The 23,410-nt window shown below is 39.5% G+C and carries 26 protein-coding genes, 1 other RNA gene and 1 riboswitch; of the genes, 5 read left to right on the top strand and 22 right to left on the bottom strand.

Annotated elements, in window-relative coordinates; all coding sequences use genetic code 11:
* Nucleotide 1: 1 nt before the first annotated feature.
* The 9 genes from FGG79_RS04380 to FGG79_RS04340 form a co-directional block, all read right to left on the bottom strand.
* A complete protein-coding gene (locus FGG79_RS04380; protein ID WP_171050799.1) occupies nt 2–625 on the bottom strand; it encodes a thiamine phosphate synthase in 624 nt (207 codons plus the stop codon).
* Nucleotides 615–1,418 (bottom strand): energy-coupling factor transporter transmembrane component T family protein, encoded by an 804-nt coding sequence (locus FGG79_RS04375; RefSeq protein ID WP_138776519.1) that lies wholly within the window; start codon nt 1,416–1,418, stop codon nt 615–617. Before FGG79_RS04375 ends, FGG79_RS04380 begins: the two co-directional genes overlap by 11 nt.
* Nucleotides 1,415–2,842: an ABC transporter ATP-binding protein gene (locus tag FGG79_RS04370; RefSeq protein ID WP_138776518.1), complete on the bottom strand. Its 1,428-nt coding sequence runs from the start codon at nt 2,840–2,842 to the stop codon at nt 1,415–1,417. Before FGG79_RS04370 ends, FGG79_RS04375 begins: the two co-directional genes overlap by 4 nt.
* A gap of 14 nt (nt 2,843–2,856) precedes the next feature.
* Nucleotides 2,857–3,435, bottom strand: coding sequence for an ECF transporter S component (locus tag FGG79_RS04365; protein ID WP_138776517.1), 579 nt, complete (start codon nt 3,433–3,435; stop codon nt 2,857–2,859).
* Nucleotides 3,428–4,141, bottom strand: a complete 714-nt coding sequence (gene tenA, locus FGG79_RS04360) for a thiaminase II (RefSeq protein ID WP_138776516.1) — start codon at nt 4,139–4,141, stop codon at nt 3,428–3,430. Before tenA ends, FGG79_RS04365 begins: the two co-directional genes overlap by 8 nt.
* Before the next feature lie 116 nt (nt 4,142–4,257).
* A riboswitch (TPP riboswitch) is annotated at nt 4,258–4,365 on the bottom strand.
* A gap of 224 nt (nt 4,366–4,589) precedes the next feature.
* The gene (locus tag FGG79_RS04355) at nt 4,590–5,189 is read right to left on the bottom strand and encodes a response regulator transcription factor (RefSeq protein ID WP_138776515.1); all 600 of its coding nucleotides are present in this window, start codon (nt 5,187–5,189) and stop codon (nt 4,590–4,592) included.
* Nucleotides 5,186–6,322, bottom strand: a complete 1,137-nt coding sequence (locus FGG79_RS04350) for a sensor histidine kinase (RefSeq protein ID WP_138777586.1) — start codon at nt 6,320–6,322, stop codon at nt 5,186–5,188. Before FGG79_RS04350 ends, FGG79_RS04355 begins: the two co-directional genes overlap by 4 nt.
* Nucleotides 6,323–6,457: 135 nt before the next feature.
* A complete protein-coding gene (locus FGG79_RS04345) occupies nt 6,458–6,655 on the bottom strand; it encodes a hypothetical protein (protein WP_138776514.1) in 198 nt (65 codons plus the stop codon).
* A gap of 227 nt (nt 6,656–6,882) precedes the next feature.
* The gene (locus tag FGG79_RS04340) at nt 6,883–7,170 is read right to left on the bottom strand and encodes a DUF6509 family protein (protein ID WP_138776513.1); all 288 of its coding nucleotides are present in this window, start codon (nt 7,168–7,170) and stop codon (nt 6,883–6,885) included.
* A 172-nt stretch (nt 7,171–7,342) separates the two neighbouring features.
* Here FGG79_RS04340 and FGG79_RS04335 point away from each other — a divergent pair, with 172 nt between their 5' ends.
* Nucleotides 7,343–7,651, top strand: a complete 309-nt coding sequence (locus FGG79_RS04335; protein ID WP_138776512.1) for a hypothetical protein — start codon at nt 7,343–7,345, stop codon at nt 7,649–7,651.
* A 71-nt stretch (nt 7,652–7,722) separates the two neighbouring features.
* On the opposite strand, the gene FGG79_RS04330 is transcribed toward FGG79_RS04335, so the two are convergent.
* From FGG79_RS04330 to speD, 5 genes are all read right to left on the bottom strand, one after another.
* Entirely contained in the window at nt 7,723–8,310 is a 588-nt protein-coding gene (locus tag FGG79_RS04330; RefSeq protein ID WP_171050798.1) for a branched-chain amino acid aminotransferase, read from the bottom strand.
* Nucleotides 8,311–8,352: 42 nt separating this feature from the next.
* The gene (locus tag FGG79_RS04325) at nt 8,353–9,105 is read right to left on the bottom strand and encodes an exodeoxyribonuclease III (RefSeq protein WP_138776511.1); all 753 of its coding nucleotides are present in this window, start codon (nt 9,103–9,105) and stop codon (nt 8,353–8,355) included.
* Between the two features lie 216 nt (nt 9,106–9,321).
* Nucleotides 9,322–10,656, bottom strand: coding sequence for a DEAD/DEAH box helicase (locus FGG79_RS04320; protein ID WP_138776510.1), 1,335 nt, complete (start codon nt 10,654–10,656; stop codon nt 9,322–9,324).
* Nucleotides 10,657–10,863: 207 nt separating this feature from the next.
* Nucleotides 10,864–11,664: a TIGR00266 family protein gene (locus tag FGG79_RS04315; RefSeq protein ID WP_138776509.1), complete on the bottom strand. Its 801-nt coding sequence runs from the start codon at nt 11,662–11,664 to the stop codon at nt 10,864–10,866.
* 137 nt (nt 11,665–11,801) lie between these two features.
* Complete coding sequence (gene speD / locus FGG79_RS04310; RefSeq protein WP_138776508.1) at nt 11,802–12,614, bottom strand: adenosylmethionine decarboxylase; 813 nt, start codon at nt 12,612–12,614, stop codon at nt 11,802–11,804.
* A gap of 271 nt (nt 12,615–12,885) precedes the next feature.
* On the opposite strand from speD, the gene FGG79_RS04305 reads away from it, so the two are divergent.
* On the top strand, nt 12,886–14,016 hold the full coding sequence (locus FGG79_RS04305; protein WP_171050797.1) for a CAP domain-containing protein: 1,131 nt from the start codon (nt 12,886–12,888) through the stop codon (nt 14,014–14,016).
* A gap of 87 nt (nt 14,017–14,103) precedes the next feature.
* Here FGG79_RS04305 and FGG79_RS04300 read toward each other — a convergent pair whose 3' ends face one another.
* The 5 genes from FGG79_RS04300 to FGG79_RS04285 all read right to left on the bottom strand — a co-directional run bounded on the left by FGG79_RS04300 (nt 14,104) and on the right by FGG79_RS04285 (nt 19,537).
* Complete coding sequence (locus FGG79_RS04300) at nt 14,104–14,820, bottom strand: DsbA family oxidoreductase (RefSeq protein ID WP_138776507.1); 717 nt, start codon at nt 14,818–14,820, stop codon at nt 14,104–14,106.
* Between the two features lie 83 nt (nt 14,821–14,903).
* Entirely contained in the window at nt 14,904–17,486 is a 2,583-nt protein-coding gene (locus FGG79_RS04295) for a DEAD/DEAH box helicase (protein ID WP_138776506.1), read from the bottom strand.
* A 415-nt stretch (nt 17,487–17,901) separates the two neighbouring features.
* Entirely contained in the window at nt 17,902–18,066 is a 165-nt protein-coding gene (locus FGG79_RS21670) for a hypothetical protein (protein ID WP_171050796.1), read from the bottom strand.
* 103 nt (nt 18,067–18,169) lie between these two features.
* Nucleotides 18,170–18,613, bottom strand: a complete 444-nt coding sequence (locus FGG79_RS04290) for an SRPBCC family protein (protein WP_171050795.1) — start codon at nt 18,611–18,613, stop codon at nt 18,170–18,172.
* Between the two features lie 135 nt (nt 18,614–18,748).
* Entirely contained in the window at nt 18,749–19,537 is a 789-nt protein-coding gene (locus FGG79_RS04285; protein WP_138776504.1) for an HAD family hydrolase, read from the bottom strand.
* A gap of 159 nt (nt 19,538–19,696) precedes the next feature.
* Between FGG79_RS04285 and FGG79_RS04280 the strand changes: the two genes are divergently transcribed.
* Both FGG79_RS04280 and FGG79_RS04275 read left to right on the top strand, forming a co-directional pair.
* Entirely contained in the window at nt 19,697–19,993 is a 297-nt protein-coding gene (locus FGG79_RS04280; RefSeq protein ID WP_138776503.1) for a DUF948 domain-containing protein, read from the top strand.
* A 149-nt stretch (nt 19,994–20,142) separates the two neighbouring features.
* Nucleotides 20,143–20,793 (top strand): MtnX-like HAD-IB family phosphatase, encoded by a 651-nt coding sequence (locus tag FGG79_RS04275; protein WP_138776502.1) that lies wholly within the window; start codon nt 20,143–20,145, stop codon nt 20,791–20,793.
* A 258-nt stretch (nt 20,794–21,051) separates the two neighbouring features.
* Here FGG79_RS04275 and ssrS read toward each other — a convergent pair.
* Nucleotides 21,052–21,240, bottom strand: a non-coding RNA gene (gene ssrS, locus FGG79_RS04270) — 6S RNA.
* Nucleotides 21,241–21,346: 106 nt separating this feature from the next.
* Complete coding sequence (locus FGG79_RS04265) at nt 21,347–21,784, bottom strand: peptidylprolyl isomerase (protein ID WP_138776501.1); 438 nt, start codon at nt 21,782–21,784, stop codon at nt 21,347–21,349.
* 204 nt (nt 21,785–21,988) lie between these two features.
* On the opposite strand from FGG79_RS04265, the gene FGG79_RS04260 reads away from it, so the two are divergent.
* On the top strand, nt 21,989–22,285 hold the full coding sequence (locus tag FGG79_RS04260) for a phage holin family protein (RefSeq protein WP_138776500.1): 297 nt from the start codon (nt 21,989–21,991) through the stop codon (nt 22,283–22,285).
* A 57-nt stretch (nt 22,286–22,342) separates the two neighbouring features.
* Here the strand turns inward: FGG79_RS04260 and FGG79_RS04255 are convergent, their stop codons facing one another.
* Complete coding sequence (locus tag FGG79_RS04255) at nt 22,343–22,864, bottom strand: type 1 glutamine amidotransferase domain-containing protein (RefSeq protein WP_138776499.1); 522 nt, start codon at nt 22,862–22,864, stop codon at nt 22,343–22,345.
* Between the last annotated feature and the right edge of the window lie 546 nt (nt 22,865–23,410).

Here is a 23,410-nt window from a genome sequence, read left to right as displayed (position 1 = left end):
GCTACTCCACCTCCTGATGTAATTCTTTATAATAGGACCGTGCTGCTTCGAGAGGCTCTTTAGAAAGGAAAATACCTGATAAGACAGCGATTCCTTTGGCACCAGTATTCACGATTTCTCCCACACGGTCGGGTGTGATGCCACCGATGGCGATCGTTGGAATAGGGAAGGTTTGAACCATCTTCTCTAAGTTTGATAGACCCGTGCCCGTTCTACCAGGTTTTGATGAAGTAGGATAAACATTCCCATAAACAAGGAAATCAGCTCCTTGATCATGCGCCTGCTGTGCTTCTTGTAAGGTATGAACCGATGCACCAATTTTCAAGGAAGGAAATGACTGCTTTACTGTGCTGATAGAGGCACTTTGATGCCCTAGCTGTACTCCTCTTAATTCCTTCATAAAGGCAATATCTGCTCGATCATTGATGTATAGTTTTCTTAATGGAACCCCTGCTGCTACTAATTGCTCTATCGTCATAATTAATTCTTTCCCCGTCCACATTTTTTCACGAAGCTGTATAAAGTCAACATAAGGATGGATAATTTTGGCGATTTCAACTAACTCTCTCTGTGATTGCTTACCTGAAGACAGGACATGTAATCTTCTCCTCATTTCAATTTCCATAACGAACATCTCCTGTCGGAAATAGTGGTAGATGGATAGAAGCATAGTAACTGACAACCAACACGATGAGGATGCTCCCAATAAAATATCCATCATATTTAGAAAAGCTGGCTTTATAGAAATACGTACGTTTCTCATTTCCATGAAACCCTTTCGTTTCCATGGCTACGGCAATTCTGTGAGCTCTTCGAATACTTTGTGCCAATAGTGGTATTAAATAAGATTTCATTTTCTGTCGGAGGCTTTTTATTCCTCGCTGTTCCTTAACTCCTCTTATCTTCATGGCATTTCGTATCGTAAAAAACTCTTCAATCATGATTGGGAGTAATCGAAGTCCTGCCAAAAAACTATAGGCATACTTTGGCTTTAAACCCAGTTGCTGCATAAGGGAGTAAATTAGCATGACCGGTCTTGTTGTTAGAGCAAATAATAAGCCCAAAGTGGCGAAGGAGAATGCCCGCAACCCAATATGGATTCCACGATAATAACTTTCCTCTGTAATATGGATCAGTCCCCATTTCAGCCATGTTGTCTGACCTTTCCCAAATAAAATCATTGAAGAAGAGGTAGAGACAAAAACAAGGAAAAAAGGGAGCACCATTAAACACACCGTTCTATATGAATAGCCTGAAAAAGATGCTAGAAGAAATAAAAAGATTAGGGTCAAGTAGCATAACCAGTTGAGATAATGAATAAAAAGCATAAATATAAAAAGACCAACCATAATCAATAATTTGAAACTAGGATTAATGGTATGAAGCCAAGTTTCTTTATGATCAATATGGATACTCATATCGCTTTACTCCCTACAGCTACTTGGTAGAACTCATCAATAACTTCTCCTTCATCAACCACCCATACTCTTGTTGCATAATGAGTGATAATCCTTTTATCATGGGTTACCATCAATATAGTCGTGCCTTCTTCTTGGAATTCCTGAAACATCTCAATTAATGAAAACGTATTAATGGTGTCTTGCCCAAAAGTTGGTTCGTCCAATAATAGAATATCTTTATTTCTGACGATGGACGCTGCTACGCTTAATCTGCGCTTTTGACCCATAGATAAATGATAGGGATGATGGTCTCTATATTCTTGTAACTTGAACCTGTTCAGTAATATATCAACATTTTCTTCAATTCTATCTTCATCCATATTTTGAAGGCGATAACTGTATGCAACTTCATCATAAACACGCTGAGTGACGAATTGGAACTCAGGATTTTGAAATACAAAGGTACATTCCTCCGGGACCTTTTTCCCTTTCACCTGTTTGCCATAAAGTTCATAAATCCCCGAAGTTTGAATGAATTTCATGAGACTATGTAGCAATGTTGATTTTCCTGCTCCGTTTTTGCCAGTGATCGCAATCCATTCACCTTTATGGACAACCGCACTCGGAACGTGTATCTTGACCTCTTTTTGTAAATATCCCTTGAAATTCTCGAGTTTTACATTAAGTTGCCCAAACGAGTCAAGCACTTTAGGAGGTCTGGCAGAAAGATAATCCTCCCACGCTTCCGGATACCAGACCCCTACTGATTTCAACTCTTCTCTACAGGTGTTTAAGATGGCGTCTTTACTTCCATCTGCCACAACCTTTCCATTAGCATCAAAGAGGATAATCCTATCAATGATTTCCAGAACGTGACGCAGCTTATGCTCTACGATAAGTAACGTCTTATCTCCACATGTTGCTTTCACCGTTTCCCAAACTGCCTTCGTACTATCCTCATCTAACATGGCTGTTGGTTCATCCAAAAATAAAGTCTGAGGATGAAGAGCGAGAGCTGAAGCAATGGCAAGCTTCTGTTTCATCCCCCCTGATAAAGTGTATATTGGTGTGTGTTGATCCTTTAGCTCTAACTTCACCTTTCTTAACAGGTCTTGAATAATCTGCGGCATTTCATTCCTTGGAATTTGTTGATTCTCTAATACAAATGCGAGTTCCTCATCTACATAAGGCATACAAAATTGTGAGTCTGGATCTTGAAACACGCATCCTCTAGACTCAGGTAGTTCTAATGAGGTAGCTTTCATGGGAACCTCTATGGAATGGGGAATCACTCCTGATAAAACGTGAAGGAGTGTTGATTTCCCACATCCAGAAGGGCCTAAGAGCAATACCTTTTCTCTTTCCTTGATCGATATGCTTACATCCTTAAATAATAGTTTTTCTGAACCCGGAAATTTAAGGCGCAAATTTTCAATATGCATATGCCTTCACTCCTTTAATGATTCAATGCATCATATTCCTCTTGATCGGCTCGCCTTACTAAACGGGTAACGCCTGTTTTCTCTAATGCACCCACCAAATAATAGGATCCTATCCCTGCGATGACAATCGAACCAAGTAATCTTGCAGCAATGAACAAAATTAAGTTCCAAAGAACTAAATCTCCCACATATCCTTTGAAAAAATCCATAAAGAGTGAACCAACGGCGGAGCCGACAGCAGCGGTAGAGATCACAAAGACGTTATATCGTTTATAACGGGTTGCAAAGAAAATGAACTCAGCAAGCAATCCTTGAATGATCCCGAATAGTAGTACCTCAAGTCCCCATTCTGAACCCATGAGAAATTCTCCGGAAGAAGCTGAAATTTCTGCTAGAAGTGCTACACCAGGCTTACGTATAATCAAAAATGCCACAGTAGCCGCCATAAACCACATGCCATAGATCAATTGATCGGCATGTAAACCGAATGGCTTGAGCATATTGTATACAGGCCCCCAAAGCTTATAAACAATCCCAAACATAATGGAAATGACCACCGTTACCAATATGTCCGTCAGTTTTAACTTAGACATGTATGCCACCTTCTTTCCCTTTTGCATTTTGAGAAAGAGTTTGTTGATACGGCCATTTTTCAAGCGTGTAGGCCATTTCCCAAAACTGTAATTCATAGATGCTGCTCAGAATGAAATTTTCTTTCATTCTTTCTTTGTCTATCTCATTCATTGATTCTGCCAATGAATCAAGTCTATGAATTTGTTCTTCCACTAACTCACGAAACCATTCTCCTCCATAGGCAGCAATCCACTCCTGATAAATAGTCTCTTCAGGTTTACACGATTTCAGGTGCTCACCGATCTCGTAATACAGCCAATAGCATGGGAGAATTGCAGCCAGTATATCTGCAAGACCACCATATTGAGAGGAGCGGTACATGTGTGAGGTATAGGCATATGCAGTAGGAGCAGGTTTGAACTGCTTTTTTTCTTCTTCTGTAATCCCTAAACGCTTTGAGAAATTCGCATGAAGAGAAAGCTCGGCTTCATTTGTCCCTACTGCGTGAGTTGCCATTCTTGAAGTTGTATGTAAGTCCGTTGCCTTTGCTGCACCAAGTGCCTGCACCTTTGAGAAATGTGAAAGGTAATAGGCATCCTGCAAAATGTAAAACCTGAAGTTCTCTAGGGGGAGTGTTCCATCACCGATTCCTTTGACAAAAGGATGCTGAAAACTAGCCTCCCAAATTTCCTTCACTTCGTTTCTTAAATATGATGAAAATGTCATGCGATTTCTCCTTTTCCAGACGACCCGAAATGGGCAACAAAAAAAGCCACTCTCCATCATGCTTATAGCATACAGAAAGTGGCTTGAGATCAGAATAATAAAATACGATTCTACGCGATCGTCAAAGACCACTTCCCTACGCTGGTCTCAACCAGATCAGGTTCAAAGGGTCTTAAAGTCACACTTTAATCTCAGCCTTTAATAAGGCACCCCTAGTGGATCGTCTTATGAAATTTTGTATTCGATGTTATCGTACCATGATTCTTTTCCTTGTCAATACGAAAAGGATATTCTTTCATTCGTTCTCATATAGGACTCATCCCTCAAACCCTATGATAGCAATAAATATCCTTATACTGATGTTTAAAAGAAAAAATTTCAATACTCCATATGCTAATACAAATAGGAAAGTAGTGTACGGATCTATGGTCAACGTCTGTACCTATTGTTATTTAAACCACCCTTTTTCTTTAGATTGGGTGATGGCTTCGATACGATTTTTCACTTCAAGCTTGTCTAGTATGGTAGAGATGTAGTTTCGGACGGTCCCCGTTTTGAGGCTGAGCTCGTCAGCGATTTCTTTTGTGTTTTTCCCATCGGCGACAAGCTCCAATACTTCTTTTTCACGATCTGTGAGGGGGTTTTCTTCGCTGTACACATCATCCATAAGTTCTGGTGCATACATTCGCTTTCCGTCCATCACAAGTCGTATCGAGTTTGCCAGTTCTTCGCTGGGGCTATCCTTTAATAAGTATCCCTTTACTCCGCCTTTTAACGCGCGTTGGAAGTAACCGGACCTCGCAAAGGTAGTAAGGATAATCACTTTACAGTCTTCACCTTTTAATTCCTCTGCAGCTTCTAGACCGGTCTTTTCAGGCATTTCAATATCCATTATACAAATATCAGGTTTCAGTTCATGAACAAGGGAAATGGCTTCTTCACCGTTGCCTGCTTTTCCTACCACTTCCATATCATCCTCTAAACTAAGCAACGATCCTAATGCACCAAGCAACATCCGCTGATCTTCCGCGATCACAATTCGAATCATTCCATTCCCTCCCTCTCTGTCTGTTTGATTACCTTGGGTACCTTCATAATCAATGTGGTCCCATTCTCCGACAGAATTTCCAAGCTGCCATTTACAAATTCTAAACGTTCCCTCATTCCAATCAAGCCACTGCCTTTTGAAAGTGTGTAATCTCCTTCTATCCCACGTCCGTCATCTTTCACTACAATCGTCAATTCTTTATCCGATTCATCAATGTTAAGCTGACAGTACGTGGCCTTGCTGTGTTTAACCACATTCGTCACGGCTTCTTTTAAGCACATACTTAAGATATTTTCCATAAAGAGTGACGCTTGAGGGAGTGTGCCCACATCATTCATCACAAATTCGATTTCAGCTGCCTTCAATAATTGCTTTATCCGGACGAGTTCATCTTTCAGCCTGATCCCCCTCATTTGGGACACCATCGTTCTTACCTCACTTAATGCGGTTCGTGCCGTCTGTTGGACATCTTTTAATTCGCTTCGTGACTGCTCCGGATCTTTATACACTAGCTTTCGTGCTAAATCACTCTTTAAACCGATAAGAGAAAGTTTTTGGCCCAATGTGTCGTGTAGGTCCCTAGCGATTCTCTGACGTTCCTCTTGTTTGACCAAATCTGAAATGCGTTTATTGGCATCTTCCAATTGATCTTCCAATTGTACTTGCTTATTCCGATTATAAATATTAAATGGCAATAGAATGACACTAATCCAAATGATAAGAATAAATGGAAACTGAGATAAAAATAATTCATTTTGCAGTACAAAATTATAATTGATCGATGCTGTCGTTAATACTAAATGAATAATATAAAGGGTTAAGAATGCGACCCTGTTCTTAATATTCCCGTTATAGTATGCGATGTAAAAAGCAAAGTAGATAAAGTTGAATTGAATGGTCATCGTGATTGATATAGCGATTAGGATTGAAGTCCACAAATAAACCGGCCAATCCTTCGATAAGAAAGCGAACCGGAGAGAAATAAAGAAGGCAATGGTCAATGAAATACCAACCACAATTTCAATCGTAGAGGATGACTGAAAGATAAAGTAGAATGGCAGGATGCTTATGATACTCCATATGTAAGGGGAAATTCCTGATCCCCTTTGAATATTGATTAGCTTTTTCGGCATTTGCACGTTGAGACCTCTTTTACTCACAGTATTTTGTGTATGTCTCCTATATTATGACATACACGAGTTGAATTTCCATATTCAGCGGCTTAGAATTTTTATTTTTGGGATAGCTCTTCTATCCTTTTGAAAATACTAATATTTTCGTTTTTGTATGGATTTTTGCTTTTGCATGATCTCAAAAGATTTAAGAATGATGTCTGTTAACACGTCACCTTTGTATACACGACCAATTTTCGTGTTTTGCTGATAGTATTCTACGATTTCATCTAATTTCTCTGACGTTTCTTTATCAACTCTTACATTAAGTTGCATTTTCCCTTGATCCGACAAGGTTTTCACTCCTTCACTATCAGTTCGATAGCATTTGCTATCATATTGTTATCACTAGTATATCAGATAATATCAGTTTCATATATGGTTTATTCAATGAAATTTGATGAACTCTGATAGATAAAAGTATTGTTTTGCTTAAGTTAGAATTGGAACAATCATGATACACCACCTAAACAAAAAAACACCCTCTACATTCACAGTTTAACGAATGTAGAGGGTGCAGCTCACTTAACCGATATGTGCTCACCGCAGTAAGCAAGAATAAGACTCTTTTCCTCTTCTTCCAATTCAAAATCAAGATGAGCCTCTGTGTTTTTTTCGATAATCGTGGATTGTACGATTCTTTCCCCATTCTCGTCACGAACAAAAATGGCTTTTATGTAAATTCCCTGTGCTGAGTAAAGTTCATCATCTTCAGGGACTTCGATATCAAGTGCCACTTCATAACGATCTCCACTTAGGATACCGGTTGGATCTCTTAATTCTTCTACATAGTGATTAGTAATATTCATTCATTTAACTTCCTTTCAATGTGGAACATGTTTCTTCCTTCTTCCTATTATACACCTTATAACACTCAATTAAATAACGAATTCCCTTCCTGATCTCTAAAGGATATGAATGGGCTTATTCCCTCAATTTCGTTATAATACAATTAGAAACAATGAGTAAGGAGAGATCTTAATGAATTCTAATGAGATGCAAGAAAAAATCATTCAAAATTATCAAAAGGACGAGCATATGATGATTCTGGTTTTTGCACAATGGTGTGTAAATCACGATCTTGATCCAGCTGCCCTTTACCAAAAAGCCTATCCTTATCAGAAAGAAAATCCGGCACTTCTCCAGGGGATTGACTTGACCGTGCCGAAAGAAGAATCGGAAGAAATCCCTGACACCACACTGCTAGGCGTCCTATCCTTATTTGGAAATGACGATTTGGCTCATGTCGTAACAGAAGAGATCAGCAAGCGTTCTGATAATAAGAAATAATCAAGAGAGGGACGGACCTTATTTAAGGTCCGTCCCTCTATCTTCAATCACATAAAGTGGAGATTATGGACTTAAGCTTCGTCAACCGCTTGAAGGAGCTTAAATAGGGTGCTATAGATGAGCTCATAAACTGCGAGCATAGATAGTTCTTCATGAAAATCAGAATGGTCGTTCAAAGTGAAATTCAAGTCCCACAAACCATCTTCCCCATTAAACAGCAAATCATAAGATGACTCGCCTTGAAGAGACTTTTCTAAGAATTGCTCAATTACACTTCGATGTTTTTTTTGTAACTTCAATCCTAGCATCGCGTCATAGGAACCAAACACATCATCCACTTCGATTGATACGCCTTCCACACCAATCACATTAAACCAAAGAGATTCCAGAAAAATGAATTCGTTTTTCTGTTCTTTTAAGTATGAAATCGTCTGATTAAGAAATACGACGGGTTCTATATCGATAGGTTCTTCCGTCTCCTTATTACACCGCTCAATGTAAGCATCTTGAAAGCGGGAACTAGTTTCCGGTGCAGTCAGTTCGTCATCATTCACTAAGCCATGTTTCACTGCATATTCTCTCTCTTGTTCAAACAAAGGAACGGTGCCGTTTGATTCTTTTGTTTCCTCTATATATTGCAACAATCTTTTTCGTAACATTGTTTACCCTCCACTTATGTGAATTCTCTTTTCTTTAATGTGCTACTCTAACTCTAAATATACAGGACAGTGATCACTACCAAGGATTTCAGGGTGAATTTCAGCCCCTTTTATTGAAGGTGCTAAGCGTTTTGAGACAATGAAATAGTCAATTCTCCATCCAATATTGCGCTCACGGACATTGCTCATATAAGACCACCAACTAAAGGCTTCATCTCTAAATGGATGTAAACTTCGGAAGCTATCCACAAAGCCTTCTTGTAGTAATAGGGTCATTTTTCCCCGTTCTTCGGCAGTGAAACCTGAATTTCCTCGATTTGATTTATCGTTTTTCAAATCGATTTCATTGTGTGCCACGTTCAGATCCCCACAGAGAACGACAGGTTTATGTTGATTCAACACTAGTAAATATTCCCTTAATATATCTTCCCATTCCAAGCGCTCTTCTATTCTGGATAGATCCCTTTTAGAATTAGGAGTATACACATTCACCAAGTAAAACGAATCAAATTCACACGTAATGATTCTTCCCTCTGATTCAATATGATTCTCATTAAAACCATAAGAAACCGTCAGCGGTTCCTGTTTAGTGAATACTGCCGTTCCAGAATAGCCTTTTCTTTCTGCATAGTTCCAATATTGATGGTAGCCCTCTAAATCCAATGATATTTGCCCTTCTTGAAGCTTTGTTTCTTGTAGGCAAAATATATCTGCGTTCATACTTTGGAAATAATCTAAAAACCCTTTTTTTACACATGCTCTAATTCCGTTTACATTCCATGATACTAGTTTCATAAGAATCGATTTAACTCCTTTACACTTCTCAATATCCCTTTTTATCCTACCATAAAAACACCCCGTCCCGTTCATTATACTGAAATAATATATACACTTACATGTTGTTATTCTAATATAATTTATAAATGATAGCGAAATTATTGCAAAATAAAAACCATGCCGTAGCATGGTTTCCAGGCTTATTACTATTAATTATTCAATCGAGAAAAGGTTCTATTTCCTTTTTTTTCTCTCGTTGGAATCGATTTGTGTTTTTGATCGTTTTCCATTTGGTTTTTCAGTAGATTTATTTGCAATCGGAGCAGAAGACTTTATCCCGGTCTTTGACTTACCTCTCTGATTGCCTTTTATATTAGAGTGGGACTCCCCGCTCACCTTCTTCTTAGTGCCTTGTCTTTTCTCACTTTTTTTCTTAGAGTTAGTTTTAAGAGAAATCGTATTACCTAGATTTTGCTTTTGAATACGAGTATTTAAGGCGGCTTCAATCTCAATCAACATGCTTCGTTCCTCAGAAGAATAAAGTGTATATGCTAAGCCGCTTTCGCCGGCTCTCCCTGTTCTTCCAATTCGGTGAATATAGGTCTCAGTATTCTCTGGAATGTCATAATTAAATACGTGAGTAACGCCTTCAATATCTAGTCCTCTCGAAGCCACGTCGGTTGCCACTAACATTGGTACATCACCGGTTCTAAATTGTTCCATAACAACTTCCCGCTTCTCTTGTGGGATATCCCCATGAAGTTCAGCAACCTTAAATCCTTTAGATTTTAGAACTTGATACAATTTCGTCACCCTGCGTTTCGTACGGCAGAAGACGATGGATTTACCAGGTTGGAACTCCTCCATTAATTGAATGACGGTATCTTGCTTGGCCCGATCCACTGTGAAAATGGCAAATTGATTGATGGAAGTAGACTTCTCAGCCTCATCCACCTCGATGTATTGTGGTTTTTTCATATATTTATGGCCCAATTTCTTGATTTCAGACGGAATCGTTGCAGAAAATAACATTGTTTGCCTCTGCGTTGGGGTTTTTCTTAAAATCTCCTCGACCTTATTTAGAAACCCTATTTGCAATAGTTGATCTGCTTCATCAATGACCAAAAAACGGAGTTGTGATAAATTCAGATTCCCTCTTTTTACATGGTCCAGGAGGCGACCCGGTGTTCCTACCACAATATTCACGTTCTGCTCAAGTTCCTTTATTTCTTCTTCATGGCTTTTCCCTCCATATACGGAGAGGACGCTAAATCCTTTGTTTTTCATTGTCATCTTTCTCATTTCACTAGTTACCTGGATAGCCAGTTCCCGTGTCGGGGTAATGATCAATGTTTGAATATACCCTGTGTTTGATTTACTTTGTTCCAATATGGGTAGAGCGTATGCAAACGTTTTGCCTGTTCCGGTTTGAGCTTTTGCGATTACATCTTTGCCCTGAAGGAGTATAGGGATCACTTTTTCTTGTATTCGTGTCGGTTTATCTATCCCTCTATTGGATAACGTTTTCTGGAGACCTTGAGAGACTCCTAAGGATGTAAATGAGTTCAATGAACATTCCTACTTTCTAATAACGAGTTTAACTTGTCTACTAATAGTGAAGGTTTCAAAAAGAAATTGCAAGAACAAAAAAAGGATCCCAGAACGGAATCCTTCTATTTTTCATCATGAACCAAACAATGATTATCTTCTCATGGTGTCGTTTGTAAAATTACGGTCATCTTATAGTGGAACCGATTTTTATGCTTTCACATGTGTTCAATCGTCACCATTTAGAAAATCACCAATTCCACCTAACAAACTTCCTTCTCCCGTAGAACGGCCTCCACCCTGAGGGGCGTTTGCATAGATCCGTTCGGCTAATCGGCTGAACGGAAGTGACTGAATCCAAACAGTACCTGGACCTCGAACGGTAGCAAAAAACAATCCTTCTCCACCAAGAAAAGCAGATTTGATTTTCCCAACGTACTCGATATTGTAATCTATTTCTTTCGTCATCGCCACTAAACAACCAGTATCCACTCGTAAAACTTCTCCTGGCTGGAGGTCTTTTTTATAAATCGTTCCACCGGCGTGTAGAAAGGCTAAACCGTCACCTTCGAGTTTCTGCATAATAAACCCTTCCCCACCAAAGAATCCCGTGCCTAATTTCTTTTGAAAATCAATTCCAACGGATACTCCTTTGGCCGCACAAAGAAAGGCATCTTTCTGACAAATCACTTTCCCTCCCAATTCACTCAAATCAACTGGAATGATCTTACCTGGATATGGAGCAGCGAAGGAGACATGCTTCTTCCCCATACCCTCATTAGTGAATACAGTCATGAATAAGCTTTCCCCTGTTAGGATACGTTTGCCTGCACCTACTAGTTTCCCAAGAAATCCACCTGCACCGTTTCCTTGTCCTCCGTCTCCGAAAATCGTTTCCATCCCGATTCCATCTTCCATCATCATCATTCCACCAGCTTCAGCTACAGCACTTTCACCCGGATCTAATTCTATTTCGACAAACTGCATATCATCCCCGTGCAATTTGTATTCAATTTCGTGTGAATTCATCCCATATTCCTCCTCTTATGACAAGTCTATTTACCTATTCTTCAATAGACTGCGTTTTTCCTTCTTCCATCTCATATTCATAATAGGAAGATATCAAAATAAAAACCCCCGTCTTGTAGACGGAGATTTTCCCTTCCTTATGGTCTTGGGATGTTTTTTCCATAAAATATTTCGTCCATTTCCATTTTTACTTTGTCAGTAATCTCCTCCATTTCACTTTCCTCGAGCCTGTCTTTTGTATATCCAAATAAATAATTGTTTAAATCGAACTCTTTCAATTTACATTTTGTATGGAAAATGTTTTGTGGATACACATTCACATCTATCATATCGTACTCATCTTTTATTTCTTCCGGAATATAGTTTTGAATGGAATTGATATCATGATCGATAAATAATTTTTTCCCATTGATATCACGGGTGAACCCCCTCACTCGGTAATCCATTGTCATGATATCTGTGTCGAATGAATGAATAAGATAATTCAATGCTTTAAGGGGGGAAATCTCCCCGCACGTAGATACATCGATATCAGCCCTGAATGTAGAGATCCCTTCATGAGGGTGATATTCAGGATAAGTATGAACTGTGATATGACTCTTATCAAGATGCATGGTCACAGTTGAAGGTAAAGGTCCTGGAGATTCATCAAAATGCTCAGTGGGTACTTCCACGATCGGTCCTTCTGAAACAAGGATCGTCACACTTGCTCCTTGAGGAACATAATCTTGCTTAGATATGTTCAATACATGTGCCCCAATGATATCTGAAACATGTGTTAGTATATTGGTTAAGCGATCCGCGTTATACTGCTCATCGATGTATTCAATATATGCTTCTCTCTCTTCGCGGGTCTTTGTATAGCAAATATCATACATATTAAAACTTAATGATTTTGTTAAGTTATTGAATTCATGTAGTTGGATTCGTTCTTCGTGTGACAATTTCATTGTGCATTTCCCCTTATATGTAAAATTTGTGAGTATGCTCTATTCATATATCTTACCCAGACCGAACCATACTAAAACAGGTTCTTTAGATTGAAAATAGTGTAGAATGGGTAAAGGACCTACCATAGTATGTCGCTCTTATGAGCCGAAGTCGTGTATACTTTTTATTTGAGATTACATATGCACAAGAATGATCATTTAGGGAGTACCTCTCCCTTTTTACTTTTTAGAAGAATTGGTTACAATGAAAGATAGAATGGAGTGTTAGGAATTGAGACGATTATTTATTCTTACCCTGATAGTTGTGGTTGCCTATGTTTCAAAACCCGCTTGGGAAGAAAAAGTGGACGCAGCAGGGATCGATTCGGTACTCACCAAAATGGAAGACCTGAAAAACAGTCCTAAAGTTAAGGACACCTTTGATCAAATCTACAATGAAGTAAACCTTCTTCTCATAAAATTGGACGAATCCTTCCGTGATTTAGAAAACCCATCTCAATCAAAGAATGAGGAGCCTGTTGAAAAGCCCACTTTATCCATGCCAAGTGAGCAAACGTTCTCTATCTATAATATTGAAATAGGAGATTCTAAAAAAAAGGTTGATGAGGAACTTGGGGAAGCAAAGAGGCATTCCATCAATGAATATGGAGTTTCCTGGTATGCATATCATGAAAACTACCGGAATTTCTTGATGGTATCTTATGATAAAAATCAACAAGTAAATGGACTTTATACTAATCAGGACCTCCTCACTTCTAAGTCTGGTGTTGAAATGGATGTACCTAAAGAAGTCGTCCATAATGAACTTGGAAAACCGTTGAAGAATATTAGAAAAGGACTAACTTTGTACCAACTTCAGGATAACGGTGAACAGGAAGTATACCAAGCGGATGGAAGCTACGTGACTGTGTTCTATGACAAACACGAAAATGATACTGTCACGGCCATTCAAATCATTGACCAAAACCTTGAAGAAGCTAAGAAGGATTTTTATTCTGAAGCAAGCCCTCAATTGAAAGAGGGGTTTGAATTCCAGCTATTCGATTTAACGAACGCTACCCGGGTGGAGAAAGGTTTAAGTGTCCTTTCATGGGATAGTCAAGTCAGAAACACAGCCAGGAAACATAGTTTGGATATGGCGGAACAAGACTATTTCAGTCATACAAATCTGGAAGGTCAATCACCGTTTGACCGAATGGAAGAAGATCAGGTAGCCTTCCGAACTGCTGGTGAGAACTTGGCATACGGTCAACTAAGTTCGATCTTCGCTCACGAAGGACTGATGAATTCTAAAGGCCATAGGGAAAACATTCTCCAATCCCATTACGAGCATTTAGGAGTTGGAGTTGCCTTTAACGAGAAGGCACAGCCGTATTACACAGAGAACTTTTATAGCAATTAGATGAATGACAATAGGTTAAACACAAGAAAAAGCAAGTGGAGATGGCTCTCTACTTGCTTTTTCTCTCTTTATAACGGGCTCTTATGATCATTTGGATGGAGGAATGTCGCAGCCATTTTCATCACATGCCATGCCATCTGCTCCGAGTGGTTGAAGTGGTGAAGTTTCCTTCTCCTCTTCCCACACTTTTCGGATTGAATTTAAGAATACGTCGCTCGGTTGTGCACCAGAAATCGCATATTTTCGGTTGATGACAAAGAATGGAACTCCTTGTACACCAATTTGTCTTGCTTCTTCTTCATCGGCACGAACCTCTTTGGAAAAGTCATCGCTATCAAGGATCGCTAAAGTTTCCGTGTCGTTCAACCCTGCCTGTATGGCTAGCGAGAGAAGGGTATCTTTGTCACCGATATGCTTTGAAAGAGTAAAGTGAGCGTGTAACAGGATTTCAGTCAGGTCAGCTGCTCTCCCCTTGGTTTCCGCATATTTCGTCAGTCGATGAGCATCAAACGTATTTGTAGGAATACTCGTGTCAAACCGGAAATCTAACCCCACAGTCGCAGCTTGTTGAGTCATACTGTCTGTCATACCTTTTGCCTCTTCAAGAGATGTTCCATACTTTTGGGAGAGAATCTCCTGGATGCTTTTAGTAGTATTGACAGGGGCATTGGGATCCAATTCAAAGCTTTTAAAAGAGATTTCCACTTCATCTCTTTGAGTAAACTGCTCTAGTGCTTCCTCTAAATGACGTTTCCCTATATAACAAAAAGGGCATACATAATCTGACCACACTTCAATTTTCATTGCCTTACACCTCAATCATCGTTTTCATTTCGTAACGTATCGTAACACAACCTGTTCCATTATTCGTGAAATATGCTCATGAATCAATATTTCGGAGGTTTTCTCCTCGTCCTTCTCTTCACTCTGACTCCGTGACATCGATCACAAATTGGGAATCCGAAATTCGGTGGAAGTTTCTTTCCACATTGCTTACAGGTTTGCGTTAGACTTGTGACCTCTGTCCTAAGGCTTTCATGCACCCCATCAGCAATTTCACTTCTAATTCGCTCCCAGTAGTATGCTTCGGTCTGTCTTCCCAAACGGTATAGGAATAAGAGGTGCAACCCAACAGATTTATAGGAAACCTCTTTCTGTTCAAGATTTTGATTCTTTATTCTTGGTTCAGGTAATTCGTCTCCGTTTACGATGGCATACATACACTCTAGCCACTGCTCGGTTAACTGAGCCTCTTTTTTTGAGAATGGAAGATGCAAAAAGCCATATAGGTCATTTAACGAGAGTTTAGCTTCAATATCTGTATCACGGATTAACGTATATAATTCTCTTTCTTCAAAAAGTGAAGACTTCTCTGTTCCAAAAGGACTTTTGAACTTTTCCCATAAATAAAAAAACGTATCCAGGTCATGATGATACCGTTGGAATCGTTCAAATACACCACTCGTAGGGGCAATGGCAAACGTTTCAAGAGATTGATCATCTTGTTCTAGGAGATGCTTCATCACCTTGATATCCCTTGTGAAAGCGACCTTACCCTCATTATACAGGCCTTTCCTCCCTGCTCTTCCCGCAATTTGCTTAACTTCTTGTGAAGTCAGCCTCCTTCTTCTAGTTCCGTCAAATTTCTCTGTTTCCAGAAAGACGATTCTCCGTATAGGTAAGTTTAGACCCATACCGATTGCATCTGTAGAAACGATTAGATCTGTTTTCCCATTGATGAATTGCATCATTTGTTTCCTTCTCGTCTCAGGAGGCATACTACCATAAATCATGCTGACTTTATGACCGTTATTCTGTAATCTCGAAGCTGTGTCCAATACTTTCTTTCGTGAAAAACAAACAACCGCATCCCCTTTTTTTGCATGACGGAGTTGAAATTCCTTTGGTTCCACTTGTAAAGGGATCTCTCTTTTATAGTTATGGATTTCCATTTGCCCTTCTCCTACTAATTCCAGTAGAAGCTCACGTACATTTTCACTTCCGATGATATGGACTTCTTTCGCGTTCGCTTTTGTAATGGCCTTGTACCAAGAGAAACCTCTATCCTTATCGGCCAGCATTTGGGCTTCATCGATTACAATCACGTCATATTCGTCTTTTTCACGGAACATTTCTACTGTGGAGGAGACATGTTTTGCTGAGGGCATTTCTTTTTCCTCTTCCCCTGTTTTTAAATTACAAGGGATTCCACCAGCATTTAAAGTATCGAAAACTTCCAGTGCTAGAAGACGAAGTGGTGCTAAATACAAACCGGTCTGAGCCTGTTTCATCCGATTGATTGCATAATGGGTTTTTCCAGTATTCGTTTCACCTATATGAAGAATATATTTGATATCTCCTCGAAATGAGGGGCTGTATTCCCGTCCGAAAATGTCTTCAAGAATGCGTTCTTGTTCTTCTTGTTTCCGCTTTAACTCTGCTAATTCAGCAGCCTTTCTATTCTCCTGCTCCAAGACATCTCTCTCATATATTGAAAGATGAGTTTCCAAATCATACGGAACTTCCGCAAGTTTCTTTAAATCGGCCACATATTCCTCTTGAATGAGATTGAAGAACGAAGATTTTAATGTGAGGAGAAAGTGATGACTAAGTCTGCTCAATCGTTCTTCTGAAAGCCTCTGTCCATATGCATTCTCATAAGCAGTCAGTAATGCATCAGGTATATGTTGAAAGAGAGATCGATAGACAACCTGCTCAGAGTGATAGAAGACAAATCGCTCATATGGAAAGAAATAGGTTTCATATTCCCATCCATGTCCGTCCCAATGTTCGTTCTTTTTGTGAATGGAACCGGTGAATTCCTGTAGGAAGTCCGATACCGTTGTGAAGGAGTCACTTGAGAAGGTACCATCCTCTTCTAATTTCTCTTCCAGTAAATATGGTTCAATTGGTCGATATTTCGTTTTTATGTTGATATCATGGATAAGTTTTTTGGCTAAGAGAAAGCGCAATTCCACATACCACTTGCGTTCACGTTTATCCAATTGATCTTGAATGAAGGATAGAATTTCTTTTTGAATTTCTTTTTGGAGACCTGCCTGCTTCCTCTCTTTATTTTTCTTAAGAAAGGTCTGCCTTTCACGCTGATGGCGCACCTTCCACTCGTCTTCAGTCGGTGGGTTTTCCTTTAACCAAACTAGTATATGAAATGGGTGGTAATCCCTGATTTCATTTCGAAACAATTTATTGATCAGTTTCTTATCCGTTCCTTCGATATCATAGCCTTTCTCTCTTAGAAATGCTTTCTTATGACTTCGAAGGACATCGTTCGTCACTTTGTTAAGCCAACTATTCAACCATACTTGATGGAAATACGCCTTTCTATTTATCACGTAATCCTCAAATGATGGACAGTGTTCATGTTTCACCAAGAAGGAACTAATATCATCCTCGATTTTTTGTTTTGATTCCTCGATGGCTTCTTCTCGAAGTTGTTGAAGCTTTTGCATGGTATGACCCCTTTTTTCGTTTAACAAATGTTCTTTCTGCTTTTTTAGTGTATGTAGTTCTTATTTATCTAGTAATTCTCTTCCTTATAAACAGTACATTATAGCACACAGACTGTCTTTGAAGCTGAATGTCTTTTACAAAGGCTCTTTTCGTAAACTTTGTTGCTATTGAAGGTAGCGAGTGCTAGTTGATTTCCGCTGCAGGTGCTCGCTTTCCGCGGGGCGTGAGTTGAGCCTCCTCGGGCTTTGCCCTGTGGGGTCTCAACTTTCCCGCAATTCCCGCAGGAGTCGAGCACCTGCAGCGTAAATCAACTTTCTAGGTATGGAGGATTAATCTACTGTCGTACACGGCTAGAAAACATCATTTTTCAACGTGTGCAGTAGTTGATGGTAGCTTGAGTAGTAAGATACCATTTCATTCGTCTTTTTCACTAGTAAGCTCTGTCAAGACATCTCTTGTAGATGGTGAGGGGAACGGCGTAGACTCCTGCGGAAAAACGGGCGTGCCGAGACCCCGGAAGCGCAGCTGAGGAGGCTTGGCCGTTCGTCCGCCGGAAAGCGAAGCCGTTCCCCTCACCATCTATCGCATTCACTCATAGACAGAGCCTTGGCAGCAACTCCTATGTTTAGAAAACAACAATCTTTGCGAAAAGAGCCTTTACAAAAGGATATGATGTAATGACTTATGACTTCTTCTCAATGGCTCTTCCAACGGCTTCGGTCAGTTCTTTCGTGAGGTCAATGACCATTTTATCAAATGTAGATTGAAGCAGCTTTCCAATTGAACTGGTGGCTTCAATTTCTAAACTTCCCGTCATTCTACTTGTGCGATCATTTACTTCTTGAGAGTTGAAAAATCCCTCTCCAGTGAAATGTTGATTTATCCCATTTAAGGTAAACTTCACTTTGGTGGGTTCCTTCCATTCCGTTATCAAAACGTTTACATGAAGCTTTTTCCTCATCACACCATAATGAATGGTGAATGTCCACGTGGAATGAACATCCGACAAAATGGTGTGCCCCTTATATCCAGGAACGAGGGGTGCCCAAGCATTCATATCACGAATAAACTCCCATACATTTGCTCGTGATGCATCCACATCAATTTGATGCATTCCTTTTGCCATTCGAATCCCCCTCTTTTTTCGAAAATTTTTGTTTTCTATCATATGAGGTGCCTAGTCTCTGTCAATGAGTGTCGATAGATGGTGAGGGGAATGGCTATGCATTCCGTCGGACTAACGACCAAGGCTCTTTTGTCTTTAATTGATGTTAGTGACAATCTCGAGCACTTCTTGCAGCTCTTTCACTTCGTAATCAGGGATGACTTCTTGAGGTCTTTGCTGACGACGATTAATCCAAACGGTTTTAATGCCAAGTCGTGATGCCCCGAGAATGTCTGTTTGTAAATTGTCCCCCACCATGATGACTTCGTCTTTTTGAAGCTGCAACCTTCTTAAAGCGTGCTGGAACATCGCACTATCTGGCTTCCCTTTACCTATATCCCCTGAAATAATAATCTCATTAAAGTAAGGGAGCAGTTCAGGGGTCTTATCAAGCTTCGTATTCTGCAAATGGGGAGAGCCATTCGTTAATAATATTAGTTGGAACTTCTCCTTAACCTCATCTAATACTTGAAACGTATCCTCATATACATATGGCCGTTGCTTTCTTTCTGTGCGAAACCTTTCGGACAATTCTTCCCCCAGTTCTGCATCGGAAATGCCCATGGTCTCTAAACCTTTGATCCAGGCTTTTCTACGGTATGAAGGAACGATTTCCTTCATTTTCTGGAATCGATCATCATGTGTATCCAGGAAATCACCCCAAAGTCCTTCGAACGGGTTGATTCCAATATTCTGTGTAAATTCATATGTATCATAACTTGCATAAAGCTTCTTTGCGGCTTCTCTGACACGTAGCTCCAGCGTATCGGGATCGACTTCCACTTTCGTTCGTGCATGAAGGCAAGTCGCCTTAAAGGCTTCTTCAATACTTTTAGAGTCCCACAATAAAGTATCATCTAGATCAAACATTATGGCTTTAATCATCTGCGTCTCTCCCTCTCCGATTCTATTTATCGAACTTATAGTTTAGATTACAAGCAATGAGAGTAATAGTAAACCAGGAAATAAAATAATTTCATCCGTTATTTTCAACATTTTTAGGGAATATAACTATAAACAACATAATTTGAGGTGAACCTAAAAATGTGGATTCTATATGTAAGTATTGGATTAATTGTGATTGCCATCGGTATGTTAGCTGTTTCGCTAATGAAAACGGTCAAGACAACAAGACCTATTGTAAATGAAATGAATCATACTGTGGCAAGCATTCAATCCAGTATGGATAAAATCTCTTCTGAAGCCACTCAGCTCCAGGAAACCCAAGGTGAGATTCAGGGAGATATTGAGTATAAGAAAACGGCCATCAATCATATGGTTCAAGAAGCTAAACGAACACCAGAAATTATGAAAGAATTTGTAAAAAACATGAAGAAATAATGTGTGGTCACCCTGCTGTAAGAGCGAGGTGACTTTTTTAAACGACTATTTGTTTACATAATATAATTATGGTACTCTCGGTAGTTCTTTTTCTTCCTCCTCTATTTTCATGTTACAATCGATTAAACTATTTGTAAGGAGGCTTTGATATGAATAAATGGGCATTTGTATCGGACTTTGATGGAACCATCTCTAAGAAGGATTTCTATCATCTCGTTTTGGAGAAATACTTTGCAGAAGGAAAAGAACTCTACACACAATGGAAGTCTGGCGGTTTGAAAGATATTGAGTTTTTATCCCAAGTATTCACATCCATTCACCAAAACGAAAGTCAAATTATTCAAGACATTCATTCCATCGAGTTAGATGGACACATCTCTACGTTCATTCGTAAAGTCCAGGCACAAGGAGGAGTCTTCTATATTTTAAGTGCAGGGACGGACTATTACATCCATCACCTCCTTAAACAGCATGGAATAACCAATGTAAAGGTCTACTCAAATGAAGGATTTTATAAAGAAAAAAATGTACATATGAAGATTGATCCTGAACATCCTCATTACTCTGAGAGATATGGGATCGACAAGTCGAAGGTAATTACAATGTTAAAGGAAGAGTATGACACCATTTACTTTGCAGGTGACAGCGAGCCTGATAGCCACCCTGCAAAAGTAGCAGATGTCACCTTTGCCATGAAAGCTTTACCGGAAATTCTTAAGGAAACCAAGACACCATTTATTGAAGTGAAAGACTTTCTAGACATTGATCAGTATTTAACAAAGCAAGGAGTACTAAGATAAGTCACTTTGCTAATTGTCTTCGGTCGTGGTAAAGTTAACTTGCCCCTCCCGAACATTCGCTTGTTGCGGGACACTTAACCATGTACGGACGGGAGGGGCCTCGATATATAATTAAAAGGCGGGATTCTAATTTTGGAATCCCGCCTTTTTTGATCTAAGTACACTAGAGCTGCATTTCCCCATCAATTACAATCATCATCGAGAATTCCAAAATGAAAAAGCCAGCCCCCGATTGGGAACTGACTTGAGATACTAATGTTAGGAGCCACATTTGCCGTAATTTGATATAAGAAAGTTTTAAACCACCACTCCTCAAAGTGGGTGTTTGCAGAAGGTTTCCTGTCGTCCTCAATTCGTGGAGGCTTGACATTCCAACTTCAATGTAAAACTCCCTATTACAGTTTAAAGGTTAAAACTTCGTTATGATTACGTACAACGCAGCCTGTATTAGTATAATACACCATCATTTGAATCTTTTCAACTATTGATTCAAATCATTAGAAATAATGCATTCAAATAGGTGAGAAAGAACGATGGTCCGTCCCTCTAGCAATTATGCATCAAATACTTCCATTTTCTCCATTACGTCGCCGTTTTTCATTGATTTAGCGATGTCTATTCCTGAAGTGACTTTTCCGAAAACGGTATGGACACCGTCTAAGTGTGGCTGTGGCGCGTGTACGATGAAGAACTGGCTTCCGCCTGTATCTTTACCTGCATGTGCCATGGATAAAGAACCTTCTTCATGTTTATGTGGATTTCCTTCTGTTTCACATTTGATTGTGTAACCAGGACCCCCCATACCATTTCCATTTGGACAACCGCCTTGACTTACGAAACCTGGGATAACACGGTGGAAGCTTAAGCCGTTGTAGAATCCTTCATTTGCTAGTTTTTCAAAATTTGCTACAGTTCCAGGTGCCTCATTTGGAAATAAATCAAACTCGATTTTTTCACCTGTTTGAAATTGTATGTATCCTTTTTTTGCCATTTCTAACAGCTCCTTTTCATTATAGGTCAATCAATATAATATCACTGAACATTTCCCATGTCACTTTAAAGGTCACAATTCCGCACATTTTATAAATAGTTTCAAACTCCTCCTCTGAAATCTTCTTATATAGGTTGTCATGAAACTCGTTGTTGTCCAATAAACTTTATAGAAGTCATTTTTCCATAATAGGAGTGAACTAAAATGATTGAGAACGTATTAAACGGTATTGCCATTGACCCACAAGTAACCCTTCTCGTTCCCATTCTGTTGGTATTAGGGTATGCATTCAAAAGGACTCCACACGTACCTGATTGGGTGATCATCTGGATCTTATTGGGTGTTGGTGTGGTAGTCAGTGGTTGGACATTAGGCTTTGATTTAAACGGCATCGCAAATGGATTTATCGCCACGGGGGCAGCCATCACGACTCATCAATCCGTTAAACAAACTTTCTTTAACAGAGTACGTGATCGGAATAAACGAGAAAAGAAGATATAAACAAAAAGGAAGGGTTCTAGTCAGCTTGACGTGAACCCTTCCTTTTACAATTGGTATTTATTTCGCCAATACGTCAATGAATTCCCTCATATAATCAGGTAGATCAGGAGGTCTTCGACTGGAGACGATGTGGCCATCAGTGACGACCGGTTCATTCACCCACGTTGCTCCTGCGTTTTCCATATCATCTTTAATACCCGGTGTGCTGGTCACTTTTACACCTTTAAGAATGTTGGCTGAAATCAGCACCCATCCCGCATGGCAGATTTGCCCGATTGGCTTCTTCTTAGTATTCATTGATTGAACCATTGAGATGACCTCTCCGTAGCGACGGAGCTTGTCCGGTGACCACCCTCCAGGGACAAGTATTGCATCATAGTCTTCTGGATCAATTTCATTAAATGCGTATTCTGAAACAATTGGAACGCCATATTTACCAATATATTCTTGATTTGCCTCTTCGCCAACAATATGTACTGCCGCTCCTTCTTCTCGCAAGCGCAAGACTGGATACCACAATTCAAGGTCTTCGAAATCTGCACTTACTAATTGAATGACTTTTTTCCCGGTTAACTTCAATGGTATTCCCTCCTTACTTGTCTTCCATCTCATTGTCTAAGTTATAGGACAATATTGCAACCAATAACCTAATGATAAGGACTATATTTCTTAATGGTTTTAATGATGGTTTTTGTCTGGAAATAAGAGACTAAGAATGCAGCTAATGTCATGAATGAACCACACATATATATTATTGTAGACACTTTTTTTACTGATTTTCTCTTCAAGAGACTCACCCTACCTTCGTTAATCATCCTTCGATTTATTATTTCCATTTTCTGCTTAAGTATGATGAAGAGAATCGATTATTCAAAAAGGCACCCAATTTCATAAAAACAGAAATGAACAAAAAGAGGCTGTGACATAACAATATCAATATAATCTAAAGACGAACAATCAGAATAAAAGACCATGATAGGATCTCTTGTGACACCGCTGTTGATTTCCGTGCAAAACTTCGCTTTCCTTGGTCAGAAAAATCCGAACATTTTCGATTTTCAGGAATGAATTTCGAATGAACGCTAGGATATTTTATTTGGCTAAAACCCTTTTGTCCCAGCCCCT

The organism is Bacillus sp. BHET2, from assembly GCF_005938125.1.
GTDB lineage: Bacteria > Bacillota > Bacilli > Bacillales > Bacillaceae_B > Rossellomorea.
Note: the sequence above shows the minus strand (reverse complement) of the source record. Positions and strands in the feature narration are given on the sequence as shown.